Origin of the sequence: Gordonia paraffinivorans NBRC 108238 (assembly GCF_000344155.1) — a bacterium.
GTDB lineage: Bacteria > Actinomycetota > Actinomycetes > Mycobacteriales > Mycobacteriaceae > Gordonia > Gordonia paraffinivorans.
Genome location: NZ_BAOQ01000001.1, coordinates 40,606 through 60,674 on the forward strand (window position 1 = coordinate 40,606; position 20,069 = coordinate 60,674).

Annotated in this window: 18 protein-coding genes; 12 read left to right on the forward strand and 6 right to left on the reverse strand. The window is 70.3% G+C overall.

What is annotated here, in order from left to right; all coding sequences use genetic code 11:
- The gene (locus tag GP2_RS00175; RefSeq protein WP_006898413.1) at nt 1-876 is read left to right on the forward strand and encodes a hypothetical protein; all 876 of its coding nucleotides are present in this window, start codon (nt 1-3) and stop codon (nt 874-876) included.
- Between the two features lie 93 nt (nt 877-969).
- Here GP2_RS00175 and treY read toward each other — a convergent pair whose 3' ends face one another.
- The 4 genes from treY to GP2_RS00195 form a co-directional block, all read right to left on the reverse strand.
- Entirely contained in the window at nt 970-3,282 is a 2,313-nt protein-coding gene (gene treY, locus GP2_RS00180; protein WP_006898414.1) for a malto-oligosyltrehalose synthase, read from the reverse strand.
- A gap of 4 nt (nt 3,283-3,286) precedes the next feature.
- On the reverse strand, nt 3,287-5,695 hold the full coding sequence (glgX, locus tag GP2_RS00185) for a glycogen debranching protein GlgX (protein WP_040526136.1): 2,409 nt from the start codon (nt 5,693-5,695) through the stop codon (nt 3,287-3,289).
- Nucleotides 5,696-5,968: 273 nt separating this feature from the next.
- Nucleotides 5,969-8,146: an acyltransferase family protein gene (locus tag GP2_RS00190; RefSeq protein WP_040526074.1), complete on the reverse strand. Its 2,178-nt coding sequence runs from the start codon at nt 8,144-8,146 to the stop codon at nt 5,969-5,971.
- Between the two features lie 141 nt (nt 8,147-8,287).
- Nucleotides 8,288-8,845, reverse strand: coding sequence for a TetR/AcrR family transcriptional regulator (locus GP2_RS00195; protein ID WP_040526138.1), 558 nt, complete (start codon nt 8,843-8,845; stop codon nt 8,288-8,290).
- A 187-nt stretch (nt 8,846-9,032) separates the two neighbouring features.
- Here GP2_RS00195 and GP2_RS00200 point away from each other — a divergent pair, with 187 nt between their 5' ends.
- The 6 genes from GP2_RS00200 to GP2_RS00225 are packed head-to-tail and all read left to right on the forward strand — an operon-like array spanning nt 9,033 to nt 14,290.
- A complete protein-coding gene (locus GP2_RS00200) occupies nt 9,033-10,349 on the forward strand; it encodes an adenosylmethionine--8-amino-7-oxononanoate transaminase (RefSeq protein ID WP_006898418.1) in 1,317 nt (438 codons plus the stop codon).
- Nucleotides 10,346-11,545 (forward strand): 8-amino-7-oxononanoate synthase, encoded by a 1,200-nt coding sequence (locus GP2_RS00205; RefSeq protein WP_006898420.1) that lies wholly within the window; start codon nt 10,346-10,348, stop codon nt 11,543-11,545. The genes GP2_RS00200 and GP2_RS00205 overlap by 4 nt, the downstream gene beginning before the upstream one ends.
- Complete coding sequence (gene bioD / locus GP2_RS00210) at nt 11,542-12,318, forward strand: dethiobiotin synthase (RefSeq protein WP_006898421.1); 777 nt, start codon at nt 11,542-11,544, stop codon at nt 12,316-12,318. The genes GP2_RS00205 and bioD overlap by 4 nt, the downstream gene beginning before the upstream one ends.
- 53 nt (nt 12,319-12,371) lie before the next feature.
- A complete protein-coding gene (bioB, locus tag GP2_RS00215; protein ID WP_006898422.1) occupies nt 12,372-13,409 on the forward strand; it encodes a biotin synthase BioB in 1,038 nt (345 codons plus the stop codon).
- A 36-nt stretch (nt 13,410-13,445) separates the two neighbouring features.
- Nucleotides 13,446-13,685 (forward strand): biotin synthase auxiliary protein BsaP, encoded by a 240-nt coding sequence (bsaP, locus tag GP2_RS00220; protein WP_006898423.1) that lies wholly within the window; start codon nt 13,446-13,448, stop codon nt 13,683-13,685.
- The gene (locus GP2_RS00225) at nt 13,682-14,290 is read left to right on the forward strand and encodes a DUF2567 domain-containing protein (RefSeq protein ID WP_006898424.1); all 609 of its coding nucleotides are present in this window, start codon (nt 13,682-13,684) and stop codon (nt 14,288-14,290) included. Before bsaP ends, GP2_RS00225 begins: the two co-directional genes overlap by 4 nt.
- Here GP2_RS00225 and GP2_RS00230 read toward each other — a convergent pair.
- Nucleotides 14,253-15,023: an NUDIX hydrolase gene (locus GP2_RS00230; protein WP_006898425.1), complete on the reverse strand. Its 771-nt coding sequence runs from the start codon at nt 15,021-15,023 to the stop codon at nt 14,253-14,255. The genes GP2_RS00225 and GP2_RS00230 overlap by 38 nt on opposite strands.
- A 66-nt stretch (nt 15,024-15,089) precedes the next feature.
- Nucleotides 15,090-15,860 carry a type I methionyl aminopeptidase gene (map, locus tag GP2_RS00235; RefSeq protein ID WP_006898426.1) on the reverse strand — a complete coding sequence of 257 codons (771 nt, stop codon included), beginning with the start codon at nt 15,858-15,860 and terminating at the stop codon, nt 15,090-15,092.
- Between the two features lie 108 nt (nt 15,861-15,968).
- Here map and GP2_RS00240 point away from each other — a divergent pair, with 108 nt between their 5' ends.
- From GP2_RS00240 to GP2_RS20880, 5 genes are all read left to right on the forward strand, one after another.
- Nucleotides 15,969-16,232, forward strand: coding sequence for a helix-turn-helix transcriptional regulator (locus GP2_RS00240; RefSeq protein WP_006898427.1), 264 nt, complete (start codon nt 15,969-15,971; stop codon nt 16,230-16,232).
- A 216-nt stretch (nt 16,233-16,448) separates the two neighbouring features.
- Nucleotides 16,449-17,507 (forward strand): quinolinate synthase NadA, encoded by a 1,059-nt coding sequence (nadA, locus tag GP2_RS00245; protein ID WP_006898428.1) that lies wholly within the window; start codon nt 16,449-16,451, stop codon nt 17,505-17,507.
- A 20-nt stretch (nt 17,508-17,527) separates the two neighbouring features.
- Entirely contained in the window at nt 17,528-18,436 is a 909-nt protein-coding gene (gene nadC, locus GP2_RS00250; RefSeq protein ID WP_006898429.1) for a carboxylating nicotinate-nucleotide diphosphorylase, read from the forward strand.
- 430 nt (nt 18,437-18,866) lie between these two features.
- Nucleotides 18,867-19,025: a hypothetical protein gene (locus tag GP2_RS21590; RefSeq protein ID WP_157211618.1), complete on the forward strand. Its 159-nt coding sequence runs from the start codon at nt 18,867-18,869 to the stop codon at nt 19,023-19,025.
- Between the two features lie 276 nt (nt 19,026-19,301).
- Nucleotides 19,302-19,883: a hypothetical protein gene (locus tag GP2_RS20880; RefSeq protein WP_157211619.1), complete on the forward strand. Its 582-nt coding sequence runs from the start codon at nt 19,302-19,304 to the stop codon at nt 19,881-19,883.
- The last annotated feature ends 186 nt before the right edge of the window (nt 19,884-20,069 follow it).

Here is a 20,069-nt window from a genome sequence, read left to right on the forward strand (position 1 = left end):
ATGACAGACCATGAAAACGACCGAGAGAACGCCGATCTCGAGACCCCGGAGGTGACCGCGGACAGCGGCGTCGACGAGGCCGGCGCGGAGACTCCGGCCACGGACGGCTCGGACGCCTCCGACGCGAAGGTGAGCCTCGACAAGCCCGCGGCGCCGCGCGGCAAGACCGCCCGCCGGTCCGCATCGGGGCCGAAGCAGAGCGCCGCCGAGAAGACCACGGCGTCGTCGACGAGAACCGTGGAGTCACGCGGTTCCGACGACACCGCCTCCGGCGACAAGGAGTTCGCGGTCACCATCACCGCACGCGGCATCCGGCGCGCCGTCGGGGCGCTGCTGGTGATCGCGCTGATCGCCGCCGTCGGGTTCCTCGGCTGGCGGACCTTCACACTGCAGCGCGAGGCCGACGCGTTCGCCGACGCGAAGACCGCGTCCGCCGACTTCGTCGGCAAGCTGGTGACGACGCTCAACGCCGAGAACGCCGGAAACTCCAAGGAGCTGCTCGGACCACTCTCGACCGGCGAGCTGCGCAAGCGGCTGGAGCAGGAGCGCGACGACACCGAGCAGAACGTCGAGGCGCTCAAGATCGAGGTGACCTCGAAGATCAACGTCGTCGCGGTGGAGACGGTCAGCACCGACACCGCCAAGACGGTGGTGATGGCCGAGGTCACCGGCCGCAGCGTGAAACTGCCGACCGGCGGGACCAGTCTCATGGTGTTCCGACTCGACCTGGCCAAGGAAGACGGCAAGTGGCTGGTGTCCAAGGTCGACGGCCCGCCCGGCGCCCCGAGCGGCCAGATCGACCCGTCGCAGTCGCTCCCCGGCGGTGGTGCGCCGCAGCAGAACCAGCCGGCCCCAGCGCCGCAGCCGGGAGGCTAGGACCAGGCGCGAAGAGATCCGGTTGCGCCGGCCCCGAATCCCGGGACAAACGCAGCCGGATTTCTTGTGTCCGTCGAGCTGTCGGCGGACCGTTCAGTCCCGCACCAGGATCGCCACCGGATGTCCGGCGCGCGCGGTGTGCAGATCGACGGTTCCCTCGTGGATGGCCCCGCCGCGCACGTCGCGCCACCGGCCGGCCGGCAGCTCGATCGTCGTCGCCGCCGCGGAGACCGGGTCCAGGCTGTGGGTGAAGCGCGCGGTGATGACCACGACCGACGCGCACTCGCCGGTGCCGCGGGCGAAGGCGACGCCGTGGTCGTGTGCGGCGCCGTCGACGGGTAGGCCGGTGTAGGTGCCGGACGGGCCGAAGGCCTCGGGATGCTCGGCCCGCACACGCAGGGCGTTCCGGACCATCGCGGTCTTCGGGTGGTCCGGCGGGCGGCTGAAGTCGACCGGCCGCCGGTTGTCGGGATCGACGAGGGAGTCCTCCCACCACTCGGTGCCCTGGTAGATGTCGGGGACACCTGGTCCGAGGATGGCGATCGCCTTGCGCGCCAGGGCTTCTTGTTCCCACGCAGGGGTGACGCGGCGGACCAGCTCGGTGACGGCGGCCGCGACCGGGGTGGTGGTGACTTCGTCGATCCAGCGTTCGACCGAGACCTCGAACTCCTCGTCGATCTCGGTCCAGGAGGTGTGCAGCCCGGCCTCGCGGCACGCCTTGCGCGCGTATTCGACCAGGCGGGTGCGCAGCTCGTCGGTGACGATACCGTCCGTCGGCCAGACCCCGAAGATGTTCTGCAGCAGGAAGTATGCGGTCAGGCCGTCGGGGATCTCGGTGTTCAGCCACACCTTCTCGATGAGCAGCGACCACCGCTCGGGGACCTGCGAGAGCAGGGCGATCCGGGCGCGGACGTCCTCGCCGCGTTTGGTGTCGTGTGTGGAGGTCGCGGTCATCGCCAGCGGCCACAGGCGGGCTCGCGCCTCGTTGTGCTCGTGGAAGTCGGCCACCGACAACGCGGGATTCGCCGGGTCGCCGCCCACCTCCTGAGCGGACACCAGGCGCGCGGTGCGGTAGAAGAGGCTGTCCTCGACGCTTTTCGCGGTGACGGCGCCGCAGGTCTGCGCGAGTCGCGAACTCGCGGCGCCCGGACTGCGCGTCGCTCGGACGACGGCGCCGAGCGCCCGCGTCAGCTCCGGCCGCTCCGCGGCGATCTTCACCGCGGCCGTCTCCAACCGTGACCGCAGCGACGGATAGTCGGCGCGGTAGACCCCGAGTGCGGCGATGAGCTCCCCGCACGCCTCGGCGATCGCCTCGGAGTCGGCGGCGGGATCGGCGTGGGTGATGGTGCGGACGAGTCGCCGGAGCTCGGTGGGGAAGGATTCGCGCAGCGTGGTCAGCTTCTGCCGGTGCTCCATCGCCTCGATCCAGCGCCCGTCGCCGGTCTCGCCGGTGAGGTGCTCGTGCAGCTCGGTCAGCTGGACGACCCCCGAGGGGGCGACGAAGAGGCCGTCGATGACGCGCATCTGGTCGTACCCGGTGGTGCCCTCGACCGGCAGGCTCGGTTCGAGCGGTTCGTCGGGCGCGAGGATCTTCTCGATGTAGATCAATCGGTCGTCACCCATGTCGGAGCGCAGCCGCTGCAGATAGTGCTGCGGGTCCCACAGGCCGTCCGGATGATCGACGCGAACACCGTCGATCAGGTCCTCGGCGGCCAGATCCCGCAGCCACTGGTGCGTGGCGTCGTAGACGACCGGGTCCTCCTGGCGGAGTGCGGCGAGTTCGTTGACGGTGAAGAAGCGGCGGTACCCGATCAGGCCGCTGTTCCAGGGCACGAGCTTGTAGTGCTGGCGCGCATGGATTTCCGCGGGGGTGCCGTCCCCGGTGCCCGGGGCGACGGGGAAGGAGTGGTCGTAGTAGCGCAGGTTGCCGTGCCGGTCGATCGTGAGCGGACCCAGGTCGCCGTCGGCCGCGACGACGGGCAGGGCGATCCTGCCGCCGGCGCCGTTGTCCGCGGAGAAGTCCACGTCGAAGAACGACGCGTACTGCGAATGCGGTCCGTGGCGCAGCAGGTCGGCGAACCACGGGTTGGCGAGCGCGTCGGCGACGCCGGTGTGGTTGGGCACGATGTCGATGATGAGTCCGAGCCCGCGTTCGGTTGCGGCCCTGCGCAATTCGCGCAGGCCGTCGAGCCCGCCGAGGATGTCGGAGACCGTCGGCGGTGGCAGCCAGTCGTAGCCGTGCGTGGAGCCGGTGGCGGCGGTGCCGATGGGGGACAGGTACACGTGACTGACCCCGAGCTCGACGAGATGGTCCAGGGTGGAGACGACGTCGGCGAAGGTGAAGTCGGCGTTCACCTGGAAGCGGTAGGTCGCGCGCGGTTCCGGCCGCCCCGGTCGGGTGCCCATGGGCCTACGTGGTCTTCCGCAGGACGAGGACGGCCCGGCCGCCGACCGTCACGGTGTCGCCCGCGGACGCGGTCAGCTCCGAATCGCCCGTGGGACACGTGGTGTCGAGTTCGCCGACCCATTCCAGGCCGTAGGAATCGGGCGGGAGGGTGAAGTCGATCGGCTCATAGTGGGCGTTGAAGCAGATGAAGAACGAGTCGTCGACCACCCGTTCGCCCCGCTCGTCCTTCTCCTCGAGACCGTGGCCGTTGAGGAACACGGCCAGGCTCTTGCCGAATCCGCTGTCCCAGTCCGCCGTGGTCATCTCGACCCCGGCGGGGGTGAGCCAGGCGATGTCGAGGGCCTGGGTACCCCAGCGAATGGGCTTGCCCGCGAAGAAGCGACGCCGCCGGAACACCGGGTGCGCGGTGCGCAACGCGATCGCCGTGCGGGTGAACTCGAGCAGGTCGGCGTTCTCCTCGGCGAGGGACCAGTCCATCCAGGACAGTTCGTTGTCCTGGCAGTAGACGTTGTTGTTGCCGTGCTGGGTCCGGCCGATCTCGTCGCCGTGCGCCAGCATCGGGGTGCCCTGCGACAGGAACAGCGTGGCCAGGATGTTGCGTTGCTGGCGGGCGCGCAGCTCGTTGATCTCGGGATCGTCGGTGGGGCCCTCGACCCCGCAGTTCCAGGATCGGTTGTGGCTCTCGCCGTCCCGGTTGTCCTCGCCGTTGGCCTCGTTGTGCTTCTCGTTGTAGGACACCAGGTCGCGCAGCGTGAACCCGTCGTGGGCGGTGACGAAGTTGATGCTGGCCAGCGGCCGGCGCCCGGTCGCCTCGTAGAGATCCGACGACCCGGTGAGGCGGGAGGCGAACTCGCCCAGCGTCGCCGGCTCGCCGCGCCAGTAGTCGCGGACGGTGTCGCGGTACTTGCCGTTCCACTCGGTCCAGAGGGGAGGGAAGTTGCCGACCTGGTAGCCGCCCTCGCCGATGTCCCACGGTTCGGCGATGAGCTTGACCTGGCTGACCACCGGGTCCTGTTGCACCAGATCGAAGAACGCCGAGAGGCGGTCCACGTCGTGCAACTCGCGGGCCAGGGTGGAGGCGAGGTCGAAGCGGAAGCCGTCGACGTGCATCTCGAGAATCCAGTACCGCAGCGAGTCCATGATCAGCTGCAGGGTGTGCGGATGCCGGCCGTTGAGGCTGTTGCCGGTGCCGGTGTAGTCCATGTACATGGCGGGATCGTCGTCGACGAGGCGGTAGTACGCGGCGTTGTCGATGCCCCGGAAGCACACGGTCGGGCCGAGGTGATTGCCCTCGGCGGTGTGGTTGTAGACCACGTCGAGGATCACCTCGATGCCGGCGTTGTGGAACTCGCGCACCATGGCCTTGAACTCGGTCACCGCGCTGGCCGGCTGGTCGGGGTTCGACGAGTACTCGATGTGCGGCGCGAAGAACCCGAAGGTGTTGTAGCCCCAGTAGTTTCGCAGGCCCTGGTCGCGGAGCACGAAGTCCTGCATGAACTGGTGGACCGGCATCAGCTCGATGGCGGTGACGCCCAGCGACTTCAGGTGTTCGATGATCACCGGGTGGCAAAGCCCGGCGTAGGTGCCCCGGAGGTGCTCGGGCACAGCGGGATGCGTCATGGTCATGCCCTTGACGTGGGCCTCGTAGATGACCGTCTTGTGGTACGGGCGGTTCGGGGAGCGGTCGTTCTGCCAGTCGAAGTAGGGGTTGATGACCACCGACACCATGGTGTGCCCGAGCGAGTCGAGTCCCGGCAGGTCGTCCGACGATCCGGCGACCGGCGGGGAGTCGTGGGGTGCCTGGTCCGGCTCCGGCCCGGCCGCGGGTTCCCCGGAGTCCTCGGGCTCGTCTGCGCTCTCTGCTCCCTCGGCATCCGCGGTCGCGTCAGGGGACCCGTCCACGCCGGTGGACTCCGGCGAGGCGCCCTCGGCCTGATCCGGCGCGGCCGACGCCCCGGCGGCGTCCCCGGAATCGGGGGACCCGTCGCCTGCGACCTCGTCTGCCCCGGCATCCGGCAGGCGATAGGAGAACAGCGCGGCGTCGCCGTCGAAGTCGCCGTAGAAGGCCTTGCCGTACGGGTCGAGGAGCAGCTTGCTCGGATCGCATCGCAGTCCGCGCGAGGGATCGTAGGGGCCGTACACGCGGTACCCGTAGAACTGTCCGGGCCCGATGTTGGGCAGGTAGCAGTGCCAGCAGTAGCCGTCGACCTCGTCGAGGCGGATGCGGCGTTCCTTGCCGTCCCGGTCGATCAAGCAGAGCTCGACGGCCTCGGCGACCTCGGAGAACAGCGAGAAGTTGGTGCCGGCGCCGTCGTAGGTGGCGCCGAGCGGATACGGCGTGCCCGGCCAGACCGGTATCGGCGCCGGCTCGGGTTCGACCAGGGCGTCGGCCTGGATCGGGTCGTCCGGCATCGGCACCGCGGGCGCCACGGTGCCACCGGCGGCGGTGTCGCCCGCCACGGTGTCACCGGATGAGGAGCCTCCTGGTGACGGGGCGCCCGCGCCGGGATCATCGGAGTCCGGCGCCTGCTGCTCCGGGGTCGGCGATACGGTCATGCCCGGCTTCCTGACGACGTCATGCACCGACCCTAGTCGGGTCGGGCCGGGCGGTCATCTCGGAGAGATTTGCCCCGCGGCAGTCCGCGTTACGGCCGCAAGGATTGTGTGCGGTGGTGAATGGGCAGGTCAGGGTACGTCGGGGCCGGCCCACGGGATGGCGAGCGCCATCTGGCGCCCCAGCTCGTCGATGAGGCTGCGGACGAAGGTCGCGCTCAGGTGGTGCGGGTCCTTGTAGACGGTGATGTTGCCGACGATGGCCGGACAGAAATCGTCGGTGCAGATGCCCTTGGACATGTCCAGCGGGTGGAAGTCCGGTCGGGTCGCGGCCAGTTCGAGAGCGGGGTCCTCGGGTGCCAGGACGGCCGCGCGCCGGGAGCCGCAGCTCTCCGCGTCGCCACCGTCGGCGAGGCAGATGGGCGTGTCGATCGTCCCCTTGGCGTTCTTCGGCCACGGGGTGTCCCGCATGCCGAACACCGGGATCCCGGCGTCGAGGAACCGGTCGAAGATCGGGACGTAGTCCGGCGGAACCCAGTCACCCGGCTTGTAGTCGCGCGGGCGCGTCGAGTTGGTGAAGACCGCGTCGGGCTTGTCGGCGATGATCTCCTCGATGACGCGCTGACCCCAGTCGTAGCACTCGGGGTAGGGCACCCCGCGCTGCTTGGGGACCTTGTTCGTCGACAACGGGCAGCCCATCTTCAGGTACGTCTTGACCTTGAAGCCGTTGCGCTTGCCGAGGGTGTCGAGCGCCGAGATCCACATCTCGGCGTGTGAGCCGCCGGCGAGGGCGATCGTGCGCGTCGCGTTGGGATCGCCGTAGACGCCGACGTGGATCTCGTTGTCGGTGAAGTCGCTCATGAAGCCGTCGGTGGACGTCTCGGGGAAGTCCTGGATCACCTCGAGCGCCGACGGCTGCGGGTCCACGGCCGGCACGGGCCACCCCTCGAGGAGGGCCCGGGCGCCGGGGTAGAGGCGCGGGTCGAGATTCTTGGTGTCGACGACGATGTTGTCGACGTGCCGCTCCCACAGCTTGATCCCGACACCCGCGACGACCGTTCCCGCGACGAGGATCGCGGTCACCACCGAGGTGTAGGACAACCACCGCGAACGGCCCTGCCGGTCTCCGTGCGCCAGCGCCGAGCGGTCGCCCTCACGCAACGGGTCCTCGATGTAGCGCTTGGTGAGCCACGCCAGCCCGATGGACACCGCGAGGATGCCGACGCCCTCGATGAAGTTCGCGTGGTTCTTGTCGCGCCAGGTCAGGTAGAAGATGAGCAGCGGCCAGTGCCACAGGTACAGCGAGTAGGCGATCGTGCCCAGCCACACCGGCCAGGTGGAGGCCAGCGCGCGGTTGGCGACCGGCATGACGTCGGGCGCGGCGTGTGCGCCGTGGGCGGGCCGCTGCAGCGCGGTCGCGCCCGCCCAGATGATCACCAGCGTCGCGCCTACCGGGAACAGCGCCATCGGGCCCGGGTACTCGTTGACGCCGTCGATCCACCAGCCGCAGCTGATGATCAGCCCGAGGGCCCCGACCGTGGCGAGGTTGCGCACCCAGTTGGGGACCCTGAGGGACGGCAGCCAGATCGCGAGCAGACCGCCGACGAGCGGCTCCCACAGTCGCGAGATCGTCGAGTAGTAGTTGTACGGCTGGTTGATCGCCATGCCGCGGTGCGCCCACCAGAACGACCCGAGGGCGACGACGAGGACCGCCGCGAAGACCAGGACCTTGATCACGCGCGGATCGGCGAACGGGCGGACGGCCTTCGCGAGCAGCTTCAGAAGACCCGCGAAGAGCAGCGCGACGACCAGCGTCAGGACGAAGAACTGCCCCTGCATGGACATCGACCAGATGTGCTGCAGGGGGCTGTTCGCCGAGCTTGCGGCCAGGTAGTCCTGGGAGTTCTCGGCGAGGTACCAGTTCTGGTAGTACAGCGCGCTGGCCACGATCTCGTGGCCGATGTTGGCCCAGCGGGTGTCGGGCAGGATCAGCACCGTCAGCACCGTCACGGCGAGCAGCACGGTGATCAGCGCCGGCAGGAGTCGTCGGAGCAGTCGCTTGAGCCGCGGCCACGGGTTGAGGGTGTCGCGGAAGGTGACGTGCGGCTTCTGGGCGTAGATCGCATGCCGCAGGAGTGACCCGATGAAGAAGTAGCCCGACAGGGTGAGGAAGACGTCCACGCCGCCGGAGACCTTGCCGAACCACACGTGGAAGCAGGCCACGAGGGTGATGGCGATGCCGCGCAGACCGTCGAGGTCGGTGCGGTAGGCAGGCGTCGTCGGCGTCGAGGGGGCCGACTCCGGCGCCACTACTCGGGTCGTCGATGCCACGCGGGACTCTTTCGGGTCGGGAACGGTTTCGGCCGGGTAGCAATGTACCCGCCGAATCTGTGAAAACCCGACTCGCCGGTCCCGACACCCGGGTGGGATGGGTCACCGCCGGTCGGGGGCCTACGAGCGGCGGCGGGTGCGCGCGCCGTCGAGGATGATCTCGAGCCCGTCGGCGAACTCGCCGCCGAAGTCGCGCCCGGACGGCCCGATCACCCCGAGTCGCTCCATCTGGGCCCGGGTCTGCTCTTCGATGGTCAGGCCGATGACGAGCTGGCAGATCGCGGTGCTCACCGCCTCGGCGTCGCGGAGGGACAGCCCGCCGGTGTGCGCGGCGGCGGCGATGTCGGCGGCGATGGCCTTCGTGGACAGCCCGCTGGCCCAGCTCGACGAGACGACCTCGGCGCTGTCGGGCACGTCGAGCAGCGCCGCGCGCATACCGGTGGCCAGCAGGTTCAGTCGTTCGTCCCAGGGCAGGTCGGCGGGCGGGATCGCCACCGCGCCGAGGATGTCGTCGGCGAGCGCGGCGAGCAGCGTCTGCTTGTTGGGGAAGTGCCAGTACAGGGCGTTGGGGCTGACCCCGAGCTCGGCGGCCAGGCGGCGCATCGACAGGTCGGCCAGGCTGTGCTCGCGGAGGATGTCGCGGGCTGCGCGGAGGACGTCGGTGCGGCTGTTGCTCATCGAGGTCAGCGTAGTGACCGCCGCCCGCACGGCCGGCGGCCGCGTCCCCTCGGCCAGGTCTCGGTCGGTGTCCGCCCGTGTCGCCTGTACATCGTCCAGGAGTTGCCTGTACGGTGTCCAGGACACCTGGACGGTGTACAGGTGATGCCGTCCACACGCGCAGGGGGAGAGTGAGGAGACGTTCGTCGTGGACCACGCGGAGATCAGCCGTGTCGACGCCGACCACATCTGGCACCCGTATGGCGCACTGCCCGCCGCGACCCGCCCGCTCATCGTGGCTTCCGCGTCGGGGGTCCGCCTCGAACTCGCCGACGGCCGGACGGTGGTCGACGGCATGAGCTCGTGGTGGGCGGCGATCCACGGCTACCGGCACCCGCGTCTCGACGCCGCGGCCGCCGTCCAGCTCGGCCGGATGTCGCACGTGATGTTCGGCGGCCTGACCCACGAACCGGCCGCCCGGCTCGCCCGACTGCTCGTCGAGCTCACCCCGGAACCCCTGCAGAAGGTCTTCTTCTGCGACTCCGGCTCGGTCTCGGTGGAGGTCGCGGTCAAGATGGCGTTGCAGTACTGGCGCAGTCGCGGGCAGTCGCGGCGCACCCGGTTGCTGACCTGGCGCGGCGGCTACCACGGCGACACGTTCACCCCGATGAGCGTCTGCGACCCCGAGGGCGGCATGCACTCGATGTGGACGAAGGTCCTCGCCGAGCAGGTTTTCGTCGACGCCCCGCCCGCCGACTTCGACGCCGGGTACGTGGCGATGCTCGACGCCGCGGTCGCCGAGCACCGTGACGAACTCGCCGCGGTCATCGTCGAGCCGGTGGTCCAGGGCGCCGGGGGCATGCGCTTCCACGACCCCGCATACCTGTCTGCGCTCCGCGACATCTGCGACCGTCACGACGTGCTGCTGATCTTCGACGAGATCGCCACCGGATTCGGCCGCACCGGAACGCTTTTCGCCGCCGACTCGGCACGGGTCGCACCCGACGTCATGTGCGTCGGCAAGGCCCTCACCGGCGGATACCTGACGCTCGCCGCGACGCTGTGCACGACGCGCGTCGCCGAGGTCATCAGCGCCGGGGAGGCCGGCGGCCTCGCCCACGGACCGACCTTCATGGCCAATCCGCTGGCGTGCGCGGTGGCCGTCGCCGCCATCGAACTGCTGCTGGAGACGCCCTGGGCCTCGCGGGTCGCCGAGATCGAGGCGCGACTCGCCGGCGGACTCGCGCCCCTTCGCGAGGTGGACGGCGTCGTCGACATGCGGGTGAAGGGCGCGATCGGTGTGGTCGAACTCGACCGCCCGGTGGACATGTCGGCCGCCACCGAGGCCGCCGTCGACGCCGGGGCCTGGCTCAGGCCGTTCCGCAACCTCGTCTACACGATGCCGCCGTTCGTCTGCGCACCCGACGACGTCGATCTCATCGTCGCCGGAATCCATGCCGCGGTGCACGCCACGCTCCACGAGACCTCCTGTGCCACGGTCGAACTCGTGGGAGCTCGGTCATGACGCTCGCATCGGATCGGCCGTTCGCCCCAGGCGGCCCCGGCACGGGACCGGATGCCACGGGCGAGGTCGGCCTCGCCTGGCTCGCCGGGGCGGCCCGCGACCGCGCGGCGGCCGGTCTCCATCGCGACCCCCATGTCCGGCGGGACGGCGCCGCGGAGATCAACCTCGGCTCGAACGACTACCTCGGCCTCTCGGCCCACCCGGACGTCATCGCCGGGGCGCGGGATGCCGCCCGGCGGTGGGGTGGCGGTTCGACCGCGTCGCGACTGGTGGTCGGCACGACGCAGGCCCACGTCGACCTCGAGAACGAGCTGGCCGACTTCCTCGGGTTCGAGGCGGCGCTGGTCTTCTCGTCCGGTTTCCTGGCCAACATCGGCGCCGTCACCGCACTCGCGGGGCGCGGCGACCTGATCGTCAGCGACACCGGCAGCCACGCGTCGCTGATCGACGGGTGCCGGCTCTCCCGCGCGCGGGTGGTCGTCGTCGACCGCGGCGATCACGAGGCGGTGCGCGCCGCTCTCGCCGATCGGACCGAACAGCGTGCGCTCGTCGTCACCGACTCCGTCTACAGCATCGACGGCGAACCCGCCCCGATCGCCGACCTCTACGCCGCCGCTCGCGCCCACGGCGCGGTGCTTCTCGTCGACGAGGCGCACGCGGTCGGCGTGCGCGGGCCCGGTGGTCGGGGCATCGTCGCCGAGCACGGACTCTCCGGCGCGCCCGACCTGGTGGTCACCTCGGTGCTGTCCAAGTCGCTGGGGTCGCAGGGCGGGGTGGTGCTCGGCACTGGTCTGCTGCGGTCGCACCTCGTCGACTGCGCGCGCACGTTCATCTTCGACACCGGGCTCAACCCGGCGGCCGTGGGCGCCGCGCGCGCCGCGCTCGGCGTATTGCGGGCGAACCCGGATCTGCCGGACCGGCTGCGCGCCAACGCCCGTCACCTGGCCAGGGCCTGTGGGGCGGAGGAACCGCAGGCCGCGGTCATCTCGATCATCGTCGGCGACCCGCAACGCGCCGTGGCCGCCGCGGCCGCATGCCGCGACCGCGGCGTGCTCGTCGGATGCTTCCGTCCGCCGTCGGTGCCGCCGGGAACCTCGCGGTTGCGCATCACGGTGCGCGCCGACCTCGACACCGCGACCCTCGACCACGTCGCCGGGGTCGTCGACGAGGCGCTGCGACAGGTGGGGGTGCGATGACCGCGCGCGGACGCGTCCTCGCGATCACCGGCACCTCGACCGACGTCGGCAAGACCGTGGCGACCGCGGCACTGGCGGCCGCCGCGCGGGCGGGTGCGCCGACCACGGTGGCCGTGTGCAAGCCCGTCCAGACCGGGGTCGCCCCGGGCGAACCCGGTGACCTCGCCGAGGTCGCCCGTCTCGCCGGCCCGGTCACGACCGTCGAGTGCTATCGCTATCCGGAGCCCCTCGCGCCCGACACCGCGGCACGCCGAGCGGGGCTGCCGTTCGCCGATCCCGCCGTGATCGCCGGCGAGATCGACCGCCTCGCAAGCACTTACGAGCTGACCCTGGTCGAGGGTGCGGGCGGGGTCATGGTCCGGCTGGGGGAGACCGCGACCCTGCTCGACGTCGCGGGCCCGGTCCTGGCCCCGGAAACGGCCGACGGCGTGCTCGTCGTCGTGAACCCCGGCCTCGGTGCGCTCAACCATGCCGAGCTGACCGTCGACGCCATCCGCGCCCGTGGCCTGCGCCCGGCGGGCCTGGTGATCGGGTGGTGGCCGGAGGAGCCCGATCTCGCCATGCGGTGCAACCGCGACGACCTGCCGCGGGTGACCGGCGTGCCGGTGGTCGGGGTGCTGCCCGCCGGTGCCGGCGAGCTCGACCCCGCGGGGTTCGGCCGTCTCGCACCCACCTGGTTCGACCCAGAGTGGCTCGACGGTCTCCGCCCGGTAGCCGTCCGCCCCGAACCCGCCGCCCCCGCAGACCTGCCGGGACAGCTCATCCGGACCTGAAAATCTCTACCGCACCGGCACTTTCGCCGGATCACCAGCAAGGAGTTCCACCAGTGACCCAGGCAACCGTTGACGCAGCCCGCGACGTCCGGGCGTCCGACGACATCCTCGCGATCGCCCGCGAGCAGGTGCTCGAGCGCGGCGAGGCCCTCACCGAGGAGCAGGTGCTCACCGTCCTGCGCCTGCCCGACGACCGTCTCACCGAGCTGCTGCAGCTGGCCCACGACGTCCGGATGCGGTGGTGCGGGCCCGAGGTCGAGGTCGAGGGCATCATCTCGCTCAAGACCGGCGGATGCCCGGAGGACTGCCACTTCTGTTCGCAGTCCGGCCTGTTCGCCTCCCCGGTGCGCAGCGCGTGGATCGACATCCCGTCCCTGGTCGAGGCGGCCAAGCAGACCGCCAAGACCGGTGCCACCGAGTTCTGCATCGTCGCCGCGGTCCGCGGCCCCGACAAGCGGCTGTTGAGCCAGGTCGCCGCGGGCATCGAGGCGATCCGCAACGAGGTCGACATCCAGATCGCCTGTAGCCTGGGCATGCTCACCCAGGAGCAGGTCGACCAGCTGCGCGACATGGGCGTGCACCGCTACAACCACAACCTGGAGACCGCGCGCAGCCACTTCCCGAACGTCGTGACCACCCACACCTGGGAGGAGCGCTGGGACACGCTGCGGATGGTCCGCGAGGCCGGTATGGAGGTGTGCTGCGGCGGCATCCTCGGCATGGGCGAGACGCTCGAGCAGCGCGCCGAGTTCGCCGCGGAGCTGGCCCAACTCGAGCCGGACGAGGTGCCGCTGAACTTCCTCAACCCCCGTCCCGGCACGCCGTTCGGGGATCTCGACGTGCTGCCCGCCACCGAGGCGCTGAAGGCCGTCGCCGCGTTCCGCCTCGCACTTCCGCGCACCATCCTGCGCTTCGCCGGCGGCCGCGAGATCACCCTGGGCGACCTCGGGGCCAAGCAGGGCATCCTCGGTGGTATCAACGCCGTGATCGTCGGCAACTACCTGACGACGCTGGGGCGGCCGGCCGAGGACGATCTCGACCTGCTGAACGACCTGTCGATGCCGATCAAGTCGTTGAACGACACGATCTGACGTCGACCCTCGCGACGATCGGTAGCGTGTTCTCTCATGATCGACACCGTCCCGGGCCCGCTCGCCGAACCGTGTAGGTACGGCGTGTACACGGGTATCGAACTGGAACTGCAGTCGCCCGACGCGATCCCGCCCGCCGCGCGCCTGGGCCTGGAACCGCCGCGCTTCTGCGGACAATGCGGGCGGCGCATGGTGGTGCAGGTCCGTCCCGACGGTTGGAGCGCACGGTGCTCCCGCCACGGCACGGTCGACTCCGCCGAGTTGGGCCGCCGGTGACCCCGCGCGTCGAACGCCCGGTATCGGTGCTGGTCGCCATGACCGTGGCGGTGGTGCTGATGGGCGCCATAGCCGGCATGGTCTGGGGTGTGCTCACCCCGCCGACCACCGGCGTGGTCGTCCGTGGGCTCACCCCCGAGCTGGTCACCACCGACTTCGGCGGCGTCGCCGCCTTCGCCCTCACCATGTTCGGCTACGGCGCGGCCGCGGCTCTCGTCGTGTGGATCGCGGTGCGGGCCTGGCGCGGCGTGGTCGGCTTCCTCGTGCCGGTCCTCGGCACGGTGGCCGGTTCCGCGGTCGCGGCCGAGACCGGGATGTGGCTGGCGGGCGTGCGATTCGACGACGACGTGACCGCGTTGCCGGTCTCGTCGGTGTACGAGGTCGCTCCCGAGTTGTGGCTCGAGGGCGGAACCAGTGCCGGCTACAGCTCCCCGTGGATTCTCCTCATCTGCGCGCCGTTCGCCTTCGCGATCGTCTACCTGGTGTGTGTGTTGTCCGCGCGCACGGCCGATCTCGGCGTCGGAGACCTGCCCGACGACCCGTTCGCCGAGCCGGCCGGAGCAGAACTCACATCGGGGGACGCAGCGTCGCGAACTCGTCTGTGACGCGCAATTCGTTGTCGGCGAAGGCGTACAGCGCCGGCGGGCGACCACCGGCACGGCCGGTCTTGCCGACGGTGCCGGTGGACACCACCACGGCGCGTCGGCTCAGGATGCGCAACAGGTTCGTGGTGTCGACCGGGTAGCCCAGCGCCGCGCAGTAGATCTCCGACAGCTCCGACATCGGAAAACGTTTGGGCGCGAGGGCGAAAGCGATGTTCGTGTACGAGAGTTTCGCGGCGAGCCGGTGCCGGGCCGTCTCGATGATCGCGGCGTGGTCGAACACGACCTCGGGGAGGGCGTCGACGGCAAACCAGCCGGCGCCGCCGGGAAGGCCGGACGACGCGTCGGACGGAACGAGCCCCAGGTAGCTCGAGGCGATCGTGCGGATACCGGGAACCCGATGAGGGTCGGAGAACACCGACAGCTGTTCGAGATGGGCGACGTCGCGGACGCCCATCGTCTCGGTGACGAGGCGGCGTGCGCTGGCCGACAGGTTCTCGTCGTCGGCGACGTCGCCGCGGGGCAACGACCACCGCCCGGCAGGGACCTCCGAGAGCAGGACGCTCAGCACCGGGTGCGCGGCATCGGCGTCGGCCGGCGTGCGGACCTGGAAGACGACGGGCAGCACCTCGACCCGCAGACCGGCGCCGCGCTCGTCGGCCGGGTGCGTATCGGCGTGGGGCCCACCGGAGGAGGGGCCGTCGGTGGAGGAGGAGTCGGTCCCGGCGGCTGGCATGCGGTGATTGTATGGCCCCGGCACGTGTCCGCGACGCAGGAACGATCCGACGCGGCGCCCGCCCCGTCAGGCGGGTCGTGCGGTGAGCACGCGCGCCTCGCCGTCGGTGATCGCGATCGTGTGCTCGCTGTGGGCGCCGCGCGAACCGTCGAACGACCGGATGGTCCAGCCGTCGGCGTCGAACTTGATGCGTTCGGTACCCAGCGTGAACCACGGTTCGAGCGCCAGGGTCAGTCCCGGCCGCAGCTTCATCCCGCGTCCGGGCCTGCCGATGTTCGGCACGTGCGGGTCCTCGTGCATGGTCCGGCCGAGTCCGTGCCCGCCGAACTCGGTGTTGACCCGGTACCCGCGTGACTTCGCGACGGCGCCGATCGCTGCGGAGATGTCGCCCAAGCGGGCCCCGGGCCGGGCCGCGTCGATCGCCGCGCGCAGCGCCTCCTCGGTGGCGGCGACCAGGCGCTGGTCCTCGGGGCGGGGCGTGCCGACGATGACGCTGCGCGCGGAGTCGGCCACCCAGCCGTCGATGGAGACCGCGATGTCCATCGACAGCAGGTCGCCGTCGGCGAGCACGTAGTCGTGGGGGAGCCCGTGCAGTACCGCGTCGTTGACCGACAGGCAGATGACGTTGCGGAACGGGCCGTTGCCGAAGGACGGTGCGTAGTCCCAGTAGCAGGACTCGGCGCCGCGCTCGGCGATCATCTCGCGGGCGCGCTGCTCGAGGTCGAGCAGGTTGACACCGACGTCGGCGCGTTCGGCGAGGTCGGCGAGGAGTTCGGCGATGAACGCGCCGGTGACCGCCATCGCCTCCACCTCTGACGGTGTCTTGAGCTCGACCATGTTCTCGGGTTCCCTTCGGTGGCTGCGTCGATCATCGGCAGATGAATCCCGGTATAGAAATACCGGGGCGTACCGGTATATTCATACCGCATCGGATAGGATCTGCCCATGGTCCGCAACCCGTTGACTCCCGAGCAGATCGCCGCCGGACGCCGGTTGGGTGCCCGGTTGCGTGAACTCCGCGGCGAGCGCCCGCTGGCCGAGGTCGCCGTACATGCGGGGATCTCGCCGGAGACGCTCCGCAAGATCGAGACGGGTCGTATGCCCACCCCGGCATTCGCGACGATCGCGGCGCTCGCGCGCTCGCTGGAGACGTCCCTCGACGATCTGGCCGTCGTTCTCGTCGGTGAAGAGGTTGCTCGCGCGGGATGACGCCGCAGTCCTCGTCTTCGACTGCCATCCGACGCCCTGATGCGTGAATGACGTGCCCCGTCCCGCGTGGGGCGGCGGGAATAGGCCCGGTGTGGCGAATGTTACGATGCATAGCGTTTTCGACCATGAGTCGAAAACCTGCCTCGGACACACGGCCCGTGATCCGGGGAACCGACGACCCGGCGGAGCGTGCGTCGGGGAGCCAGAGGAGTGGCAATGAGCATCACCAGTGATCGTCCGGCGGCCGTCACCGCGACCGGACTCCTCGATGCCGAGTGGTACGACGCTCCCGGCGGCTACGCCGGCGTCGAGCCGACCCAGGAGTGGGCGGACGAGGTCCGACGCCTCGCCCGCGCCCGCAACGCGACGCTGCTCGCGCACAACTACCAACTGCCGGCCATTCAGGACGTCGCCGACCACGTCGGTGACTCGCTCGCGCTCTCGCGCATCGCCGCCGAGGTCGACTCCGACGAGATCATCTTCTGCGGCGTCCACTTCATGGCCGAGACCGCCAAGATCCTCAGCCCCGAGAAGCGCGTCCTGATCCCGGACGAGCGCGCCGGGTGCTCGCTCGCCGACTCGATCACCGCCGACGAGCTGCGCGCCTGGAAGGCCGAGTTCCCCGACGCGATCGTGGTGTCGTACGTGAACACCACCGCCGAGGTGAAGGGCCTGACCGACATCTGCTGCACCTCGTCGAACGCCGTCGACGTGGTCGCCTCGATCGACCCCGACCGGGACGTGCTGTTCCTGCCCGACCAGTTCCTCGGCGCACACGTCAAGCGCGAGACCGGTCGCGACAACATCCACATCTGGGCGGGCGAGTGCCACGTGCACGCCGGCATCAACGGCGACGAGCTCGCCGACCAGGCCGCCTCGCACCCGGACGCCGACCTGTTCATCCACCCCGAATGCGGCTGTGCCACCTCGGCGCTCTACCTGGCCGGTGAGGGCGCGGTGCCCTCCGACCGGGTCAAGATCCTCTCGACCGGCGGCATGCTCGACGCCGCCCGGGAGACCGGCGCCAAGCAGGTTCTCGTCGCCACCGAGGTCGGCATGCTGCACCAGCTGCGCAAGGCCGCGCCCGGCGTCGACTTCCAGGCCGTCAACGACCGCGCGTCCTGCCCGTACATGAAGATGATCACGCCGGCCGCGCTGCTGCGCTGCCTGCGCGAGGGACGCGACGAGGTGTTCGTCGACGCCGACGTCGCCGACAAGGCCCGCAAGAGCGTCGAGCGCATGATCGCGATCGGCAACCCGGGCTCGGGCGAGTGACCCTCGGGAGAGCAGACACGGTGAGCGACGGATTCGTCGGACAGGAGGCGGCCGGCGGGGCGCTCGAACTCGTCGTCGACGACGAGATCCGGGCGCTCATCCGGACCGCACTCGACGAGGACCTGCGGTACGGGCCCGATGTCACCACGGCCGCAACCGTCCCCGCGGGAGCAGTCGTCGACGCCGCGATCGTCAGCCGCGCACACGGCGTCATCGCCGGCGTGCCGGTGGTGATCGCGGTGTTCGACGAGGTCATCGGAGCCGGCGAGTTCGAGGTGACCGAGGCCGTCGCCGACGGGACCGTCGTCGAACCCGGTGACGTGGTCCTCCGCGTCCACGCCCCGACGGCGGCGCTGCTGACCGCTGAGCGCACCGCGCTCAATCTCATCTGCCACCTGTCCGGCATCGCGACCGCCACCCGGACCTGGGTCGACGCGGTGGCCGGATACCCGGCGAGAATCCGGGACTCCCGCAAGACCCTGCCCGGTCTGCGCGTGCTGCAGAAGTACGCGGTCCGCGCAGGTGGGGGAGTCAACCACCGGATGGGCCTGGGCGACGCCGCACTGATCAAGGACAACCACGTGGTCGCGGCCGGCTCGGTCGCGGCCGCCCTCGAGGCGGTCCGCACGGCCGCCCCGGGCCTGCCCGTCGAGGTCGAGGTGGACTCGCTCGCCCAGCTCGACGAGGTGCTGCCGCTCGAGCCGCAACTCGTGCTCCTCGACAACTTCGAGCCGTGGGAGACCCAGATCGCGGTGCAGCGTCGCAACACGCGCTCGCCGCAGACGAAGCTGGAGAGCTCGGGCGGCCTCTCTCTCGACATGGCCGAGGACTACGCCCGCACCGGCGTCGACTATCTCGCCGTGGGCGCGCTGACCCACTCGGTCACCGTGCTCGACCTGGGACTGGACATCCCGGCGCCTCGGTCCTGAGGGCGATCTGCCCGGACGGCCGCCGCACGACTCATGACGCCCGCGGGGTGGTGATCATCACCCCGCGGGCGTTCGCTTCGCTGTCCGATCGCCACGCAACCCGATCCGCGCACCTCGACCTCTGATCGAGCCTCGGCGGTGATGTTCATCGCACCTGGTCGCTTGTCCCACCGTGGTCACGGGCGATGCTGCGATGTCGAGAAGTATTGCGAGCCAACGGTGTCCGCTGCTGTTCTGGGGTGGCGAAGTGCTTCTCGGGGGGGTCGGCACCCGGATTTCCCGCCAAACGCGTATCAGGGCGTAGATATTGGTTTCTAATGCTCGGCATGAAAGTGGTCGGATGTGAGATCGGGATCGGCTCCAACAACTACTACTCCGTGCCGCAGGCGAACCAAGAGGTCGTCATCGATGACGACGCGGTCGGCCTGCCGTGGCGGGCACGCTGCGCAGCATCGTGCGGCAGGAACCGGACTACGCCGTCTCCACCCTGGTCCTCGACATCGACATCCAATCCGCCTTGTGGCCGCACGTGAGCTTCTGGACCGTGTCGATGCAGCTGGTCCGCGCCGAGTGCGGCATCGGTCGATAGCTGCCGGCGGTGGACTCAGACACCACACTTCCCGCGTCGCGGATGGCGATGGCCCGACTGGCGCCGGACTCGGAAAGTGCCTCGCCATCCCGCTCTGTCGAGAGTTCGTCTTCGACGAGCTCGGCGTCGAAGAGCGCGGAGGGTTCCGAGTCCGAGAGCTCGGGGGCCTCATCCTCGGAGGAGTCCGAGAGTTCCTCCCCGGCAAGTGCTTCCGAGAGCACGTCCGCCGACGCCCCGGTGGCCGGGCGGGGGCCGACAACACCGTCGGACGTCGACGTGGGCAGTCGCTTCCCGATCGTGGCGAGCGACGGCACCGACCTCGGCTCGGCGACGATCCAACAGGTAGAGTCCGATGCCCCGTCGGAGGGTGCGCCCGCGACGGTGGCGGTGAAGATGTCGATCACGACGTCCGATGCCGGCGGAGGCCAACGGTTGTCGTCTGTCTCGTGGAAGGACTTCGGTGCGATCGTCGGGGGAGTGGAACAGGATGCCGGCCGGGCGTCGGGCGGTCCGTCGCCGCAGCTGCCCGACGAGCTGGAGCCGGGGCGCACCTACACCGGGTGGGTGACGTTCACGGCCCCGAGCGTGGCGGGCAAGGCGATCTGGAAGCCCTCGGGCACAGCGGGATTCAGGTTCGTCTTGCCGGAACCCACGGTGCCCGTCACCACGACGACCAGTTCGCCCGTGCCGGTCGTCGAGACACCTCAGACGAGTGAGCCCCGAGCCGCAGCGCCGTCCGAGGTGGCGCCCGCCGCCGGGGACGAGGGGGCCGAGGACCCGGAACCGGTGCCGACCCCGGAGGAGGAGTCGCGGTCGAGTTCGGACGACTCCTCGCCGGACTCCTCCGAAGACGAGTAGCCGAGCAGCGGCGGCGATCCCGTTGCGTCTGTGCCCGCGAACCGGTCTCAGGCGCAACGGGATCGCTGCTGTCGAGCCGGTGGCGTGTGCGCGGTGACGCATTCGGCAACATCGTCCGTTGGGCCGGATCGATGTCGCGGGCGACACGGTTCCGAGGCGGCGACACCGATCGAGGTCGACGATCCG

Excerpts from the sequence above, each read along its gene's own strand:
- glgX (WP_040526136.1), bottom strand. The coding sequence starts at position 5,695 with ATGCCGGACGACCCGATCCAGGCCGACGCCCTGGTCGAACCCGAGCCG.
- nadA (WP_006898428.1), top strand. The coding sequence starts at position 16,449 with ATGAGCATCACCAGTGATCGTCCGGCGGCCGTCACCGCGACCGGACTC.
- bsaP (WP_006898423.1), top strand. The coding sequence starts at position 13,446 with ATGATCGACACCGTCCCGGGCCCGCTCGCCGAACCGTGTAGGTACGGC.
- GP2_RS00195 (WP_040526138.1), bottom strand. The coding sequence starts at position 8,845 with ATGAGCAACAGCCGCACCGACGTCCTCCGCGCAGCCCGCGACATCCTC.
- GP2_RS00205 (WP_006898420.1), top strand. The coding sequence starts at position 10,346 with ATGACGCTCGCATCGGATCGGCCGTTCGCCCCAGGCGGCCCCGGCACG.
- GP2_RS00175 (WP_006898413.1), top strand. The coding sequence starts at position 1 with ATGACAGACCATGAAAACGACCGAGAGAACGCCGATCTCGAGACCCCG.
- bioD (WP_006898421.1), top strand. The coding sequence starts at position 11,542 with ATGACCGCGCGCGGACGCGTCCTCGCGATCACCGGCACCTCGACCGAC.
- GP2_RS00240 (WP_006898427.1), top strand. The coding sequence starts at position 15,969 with ATGGTCCGCAACCCGTTGACTCCCGAGCAGATCGCCGCCGGACGCCGG.
- GP2_RS00230 (WP_006898425.1), bottom strand. The coding sequence starts at position 15,023 with ATGCCAGCCGCCGGGACCGACTCCTCCTCCACCGACGGCCCCTCCTCC.
- map (WP_006898426.1), bottom strand. The coding sequence starts at position 15,860 with ATGGTCGAGCTCAAGACACCGTCAGAGGTGGAGGCGATGGCGGTCACC.
- treY (WP_006898414.1), bottom strand. The coding sequence starts at position 3,282 with ATGGGCACCCGACCGGGGCGGCCGGAACCGCGCGCGACCTACCGCTTC.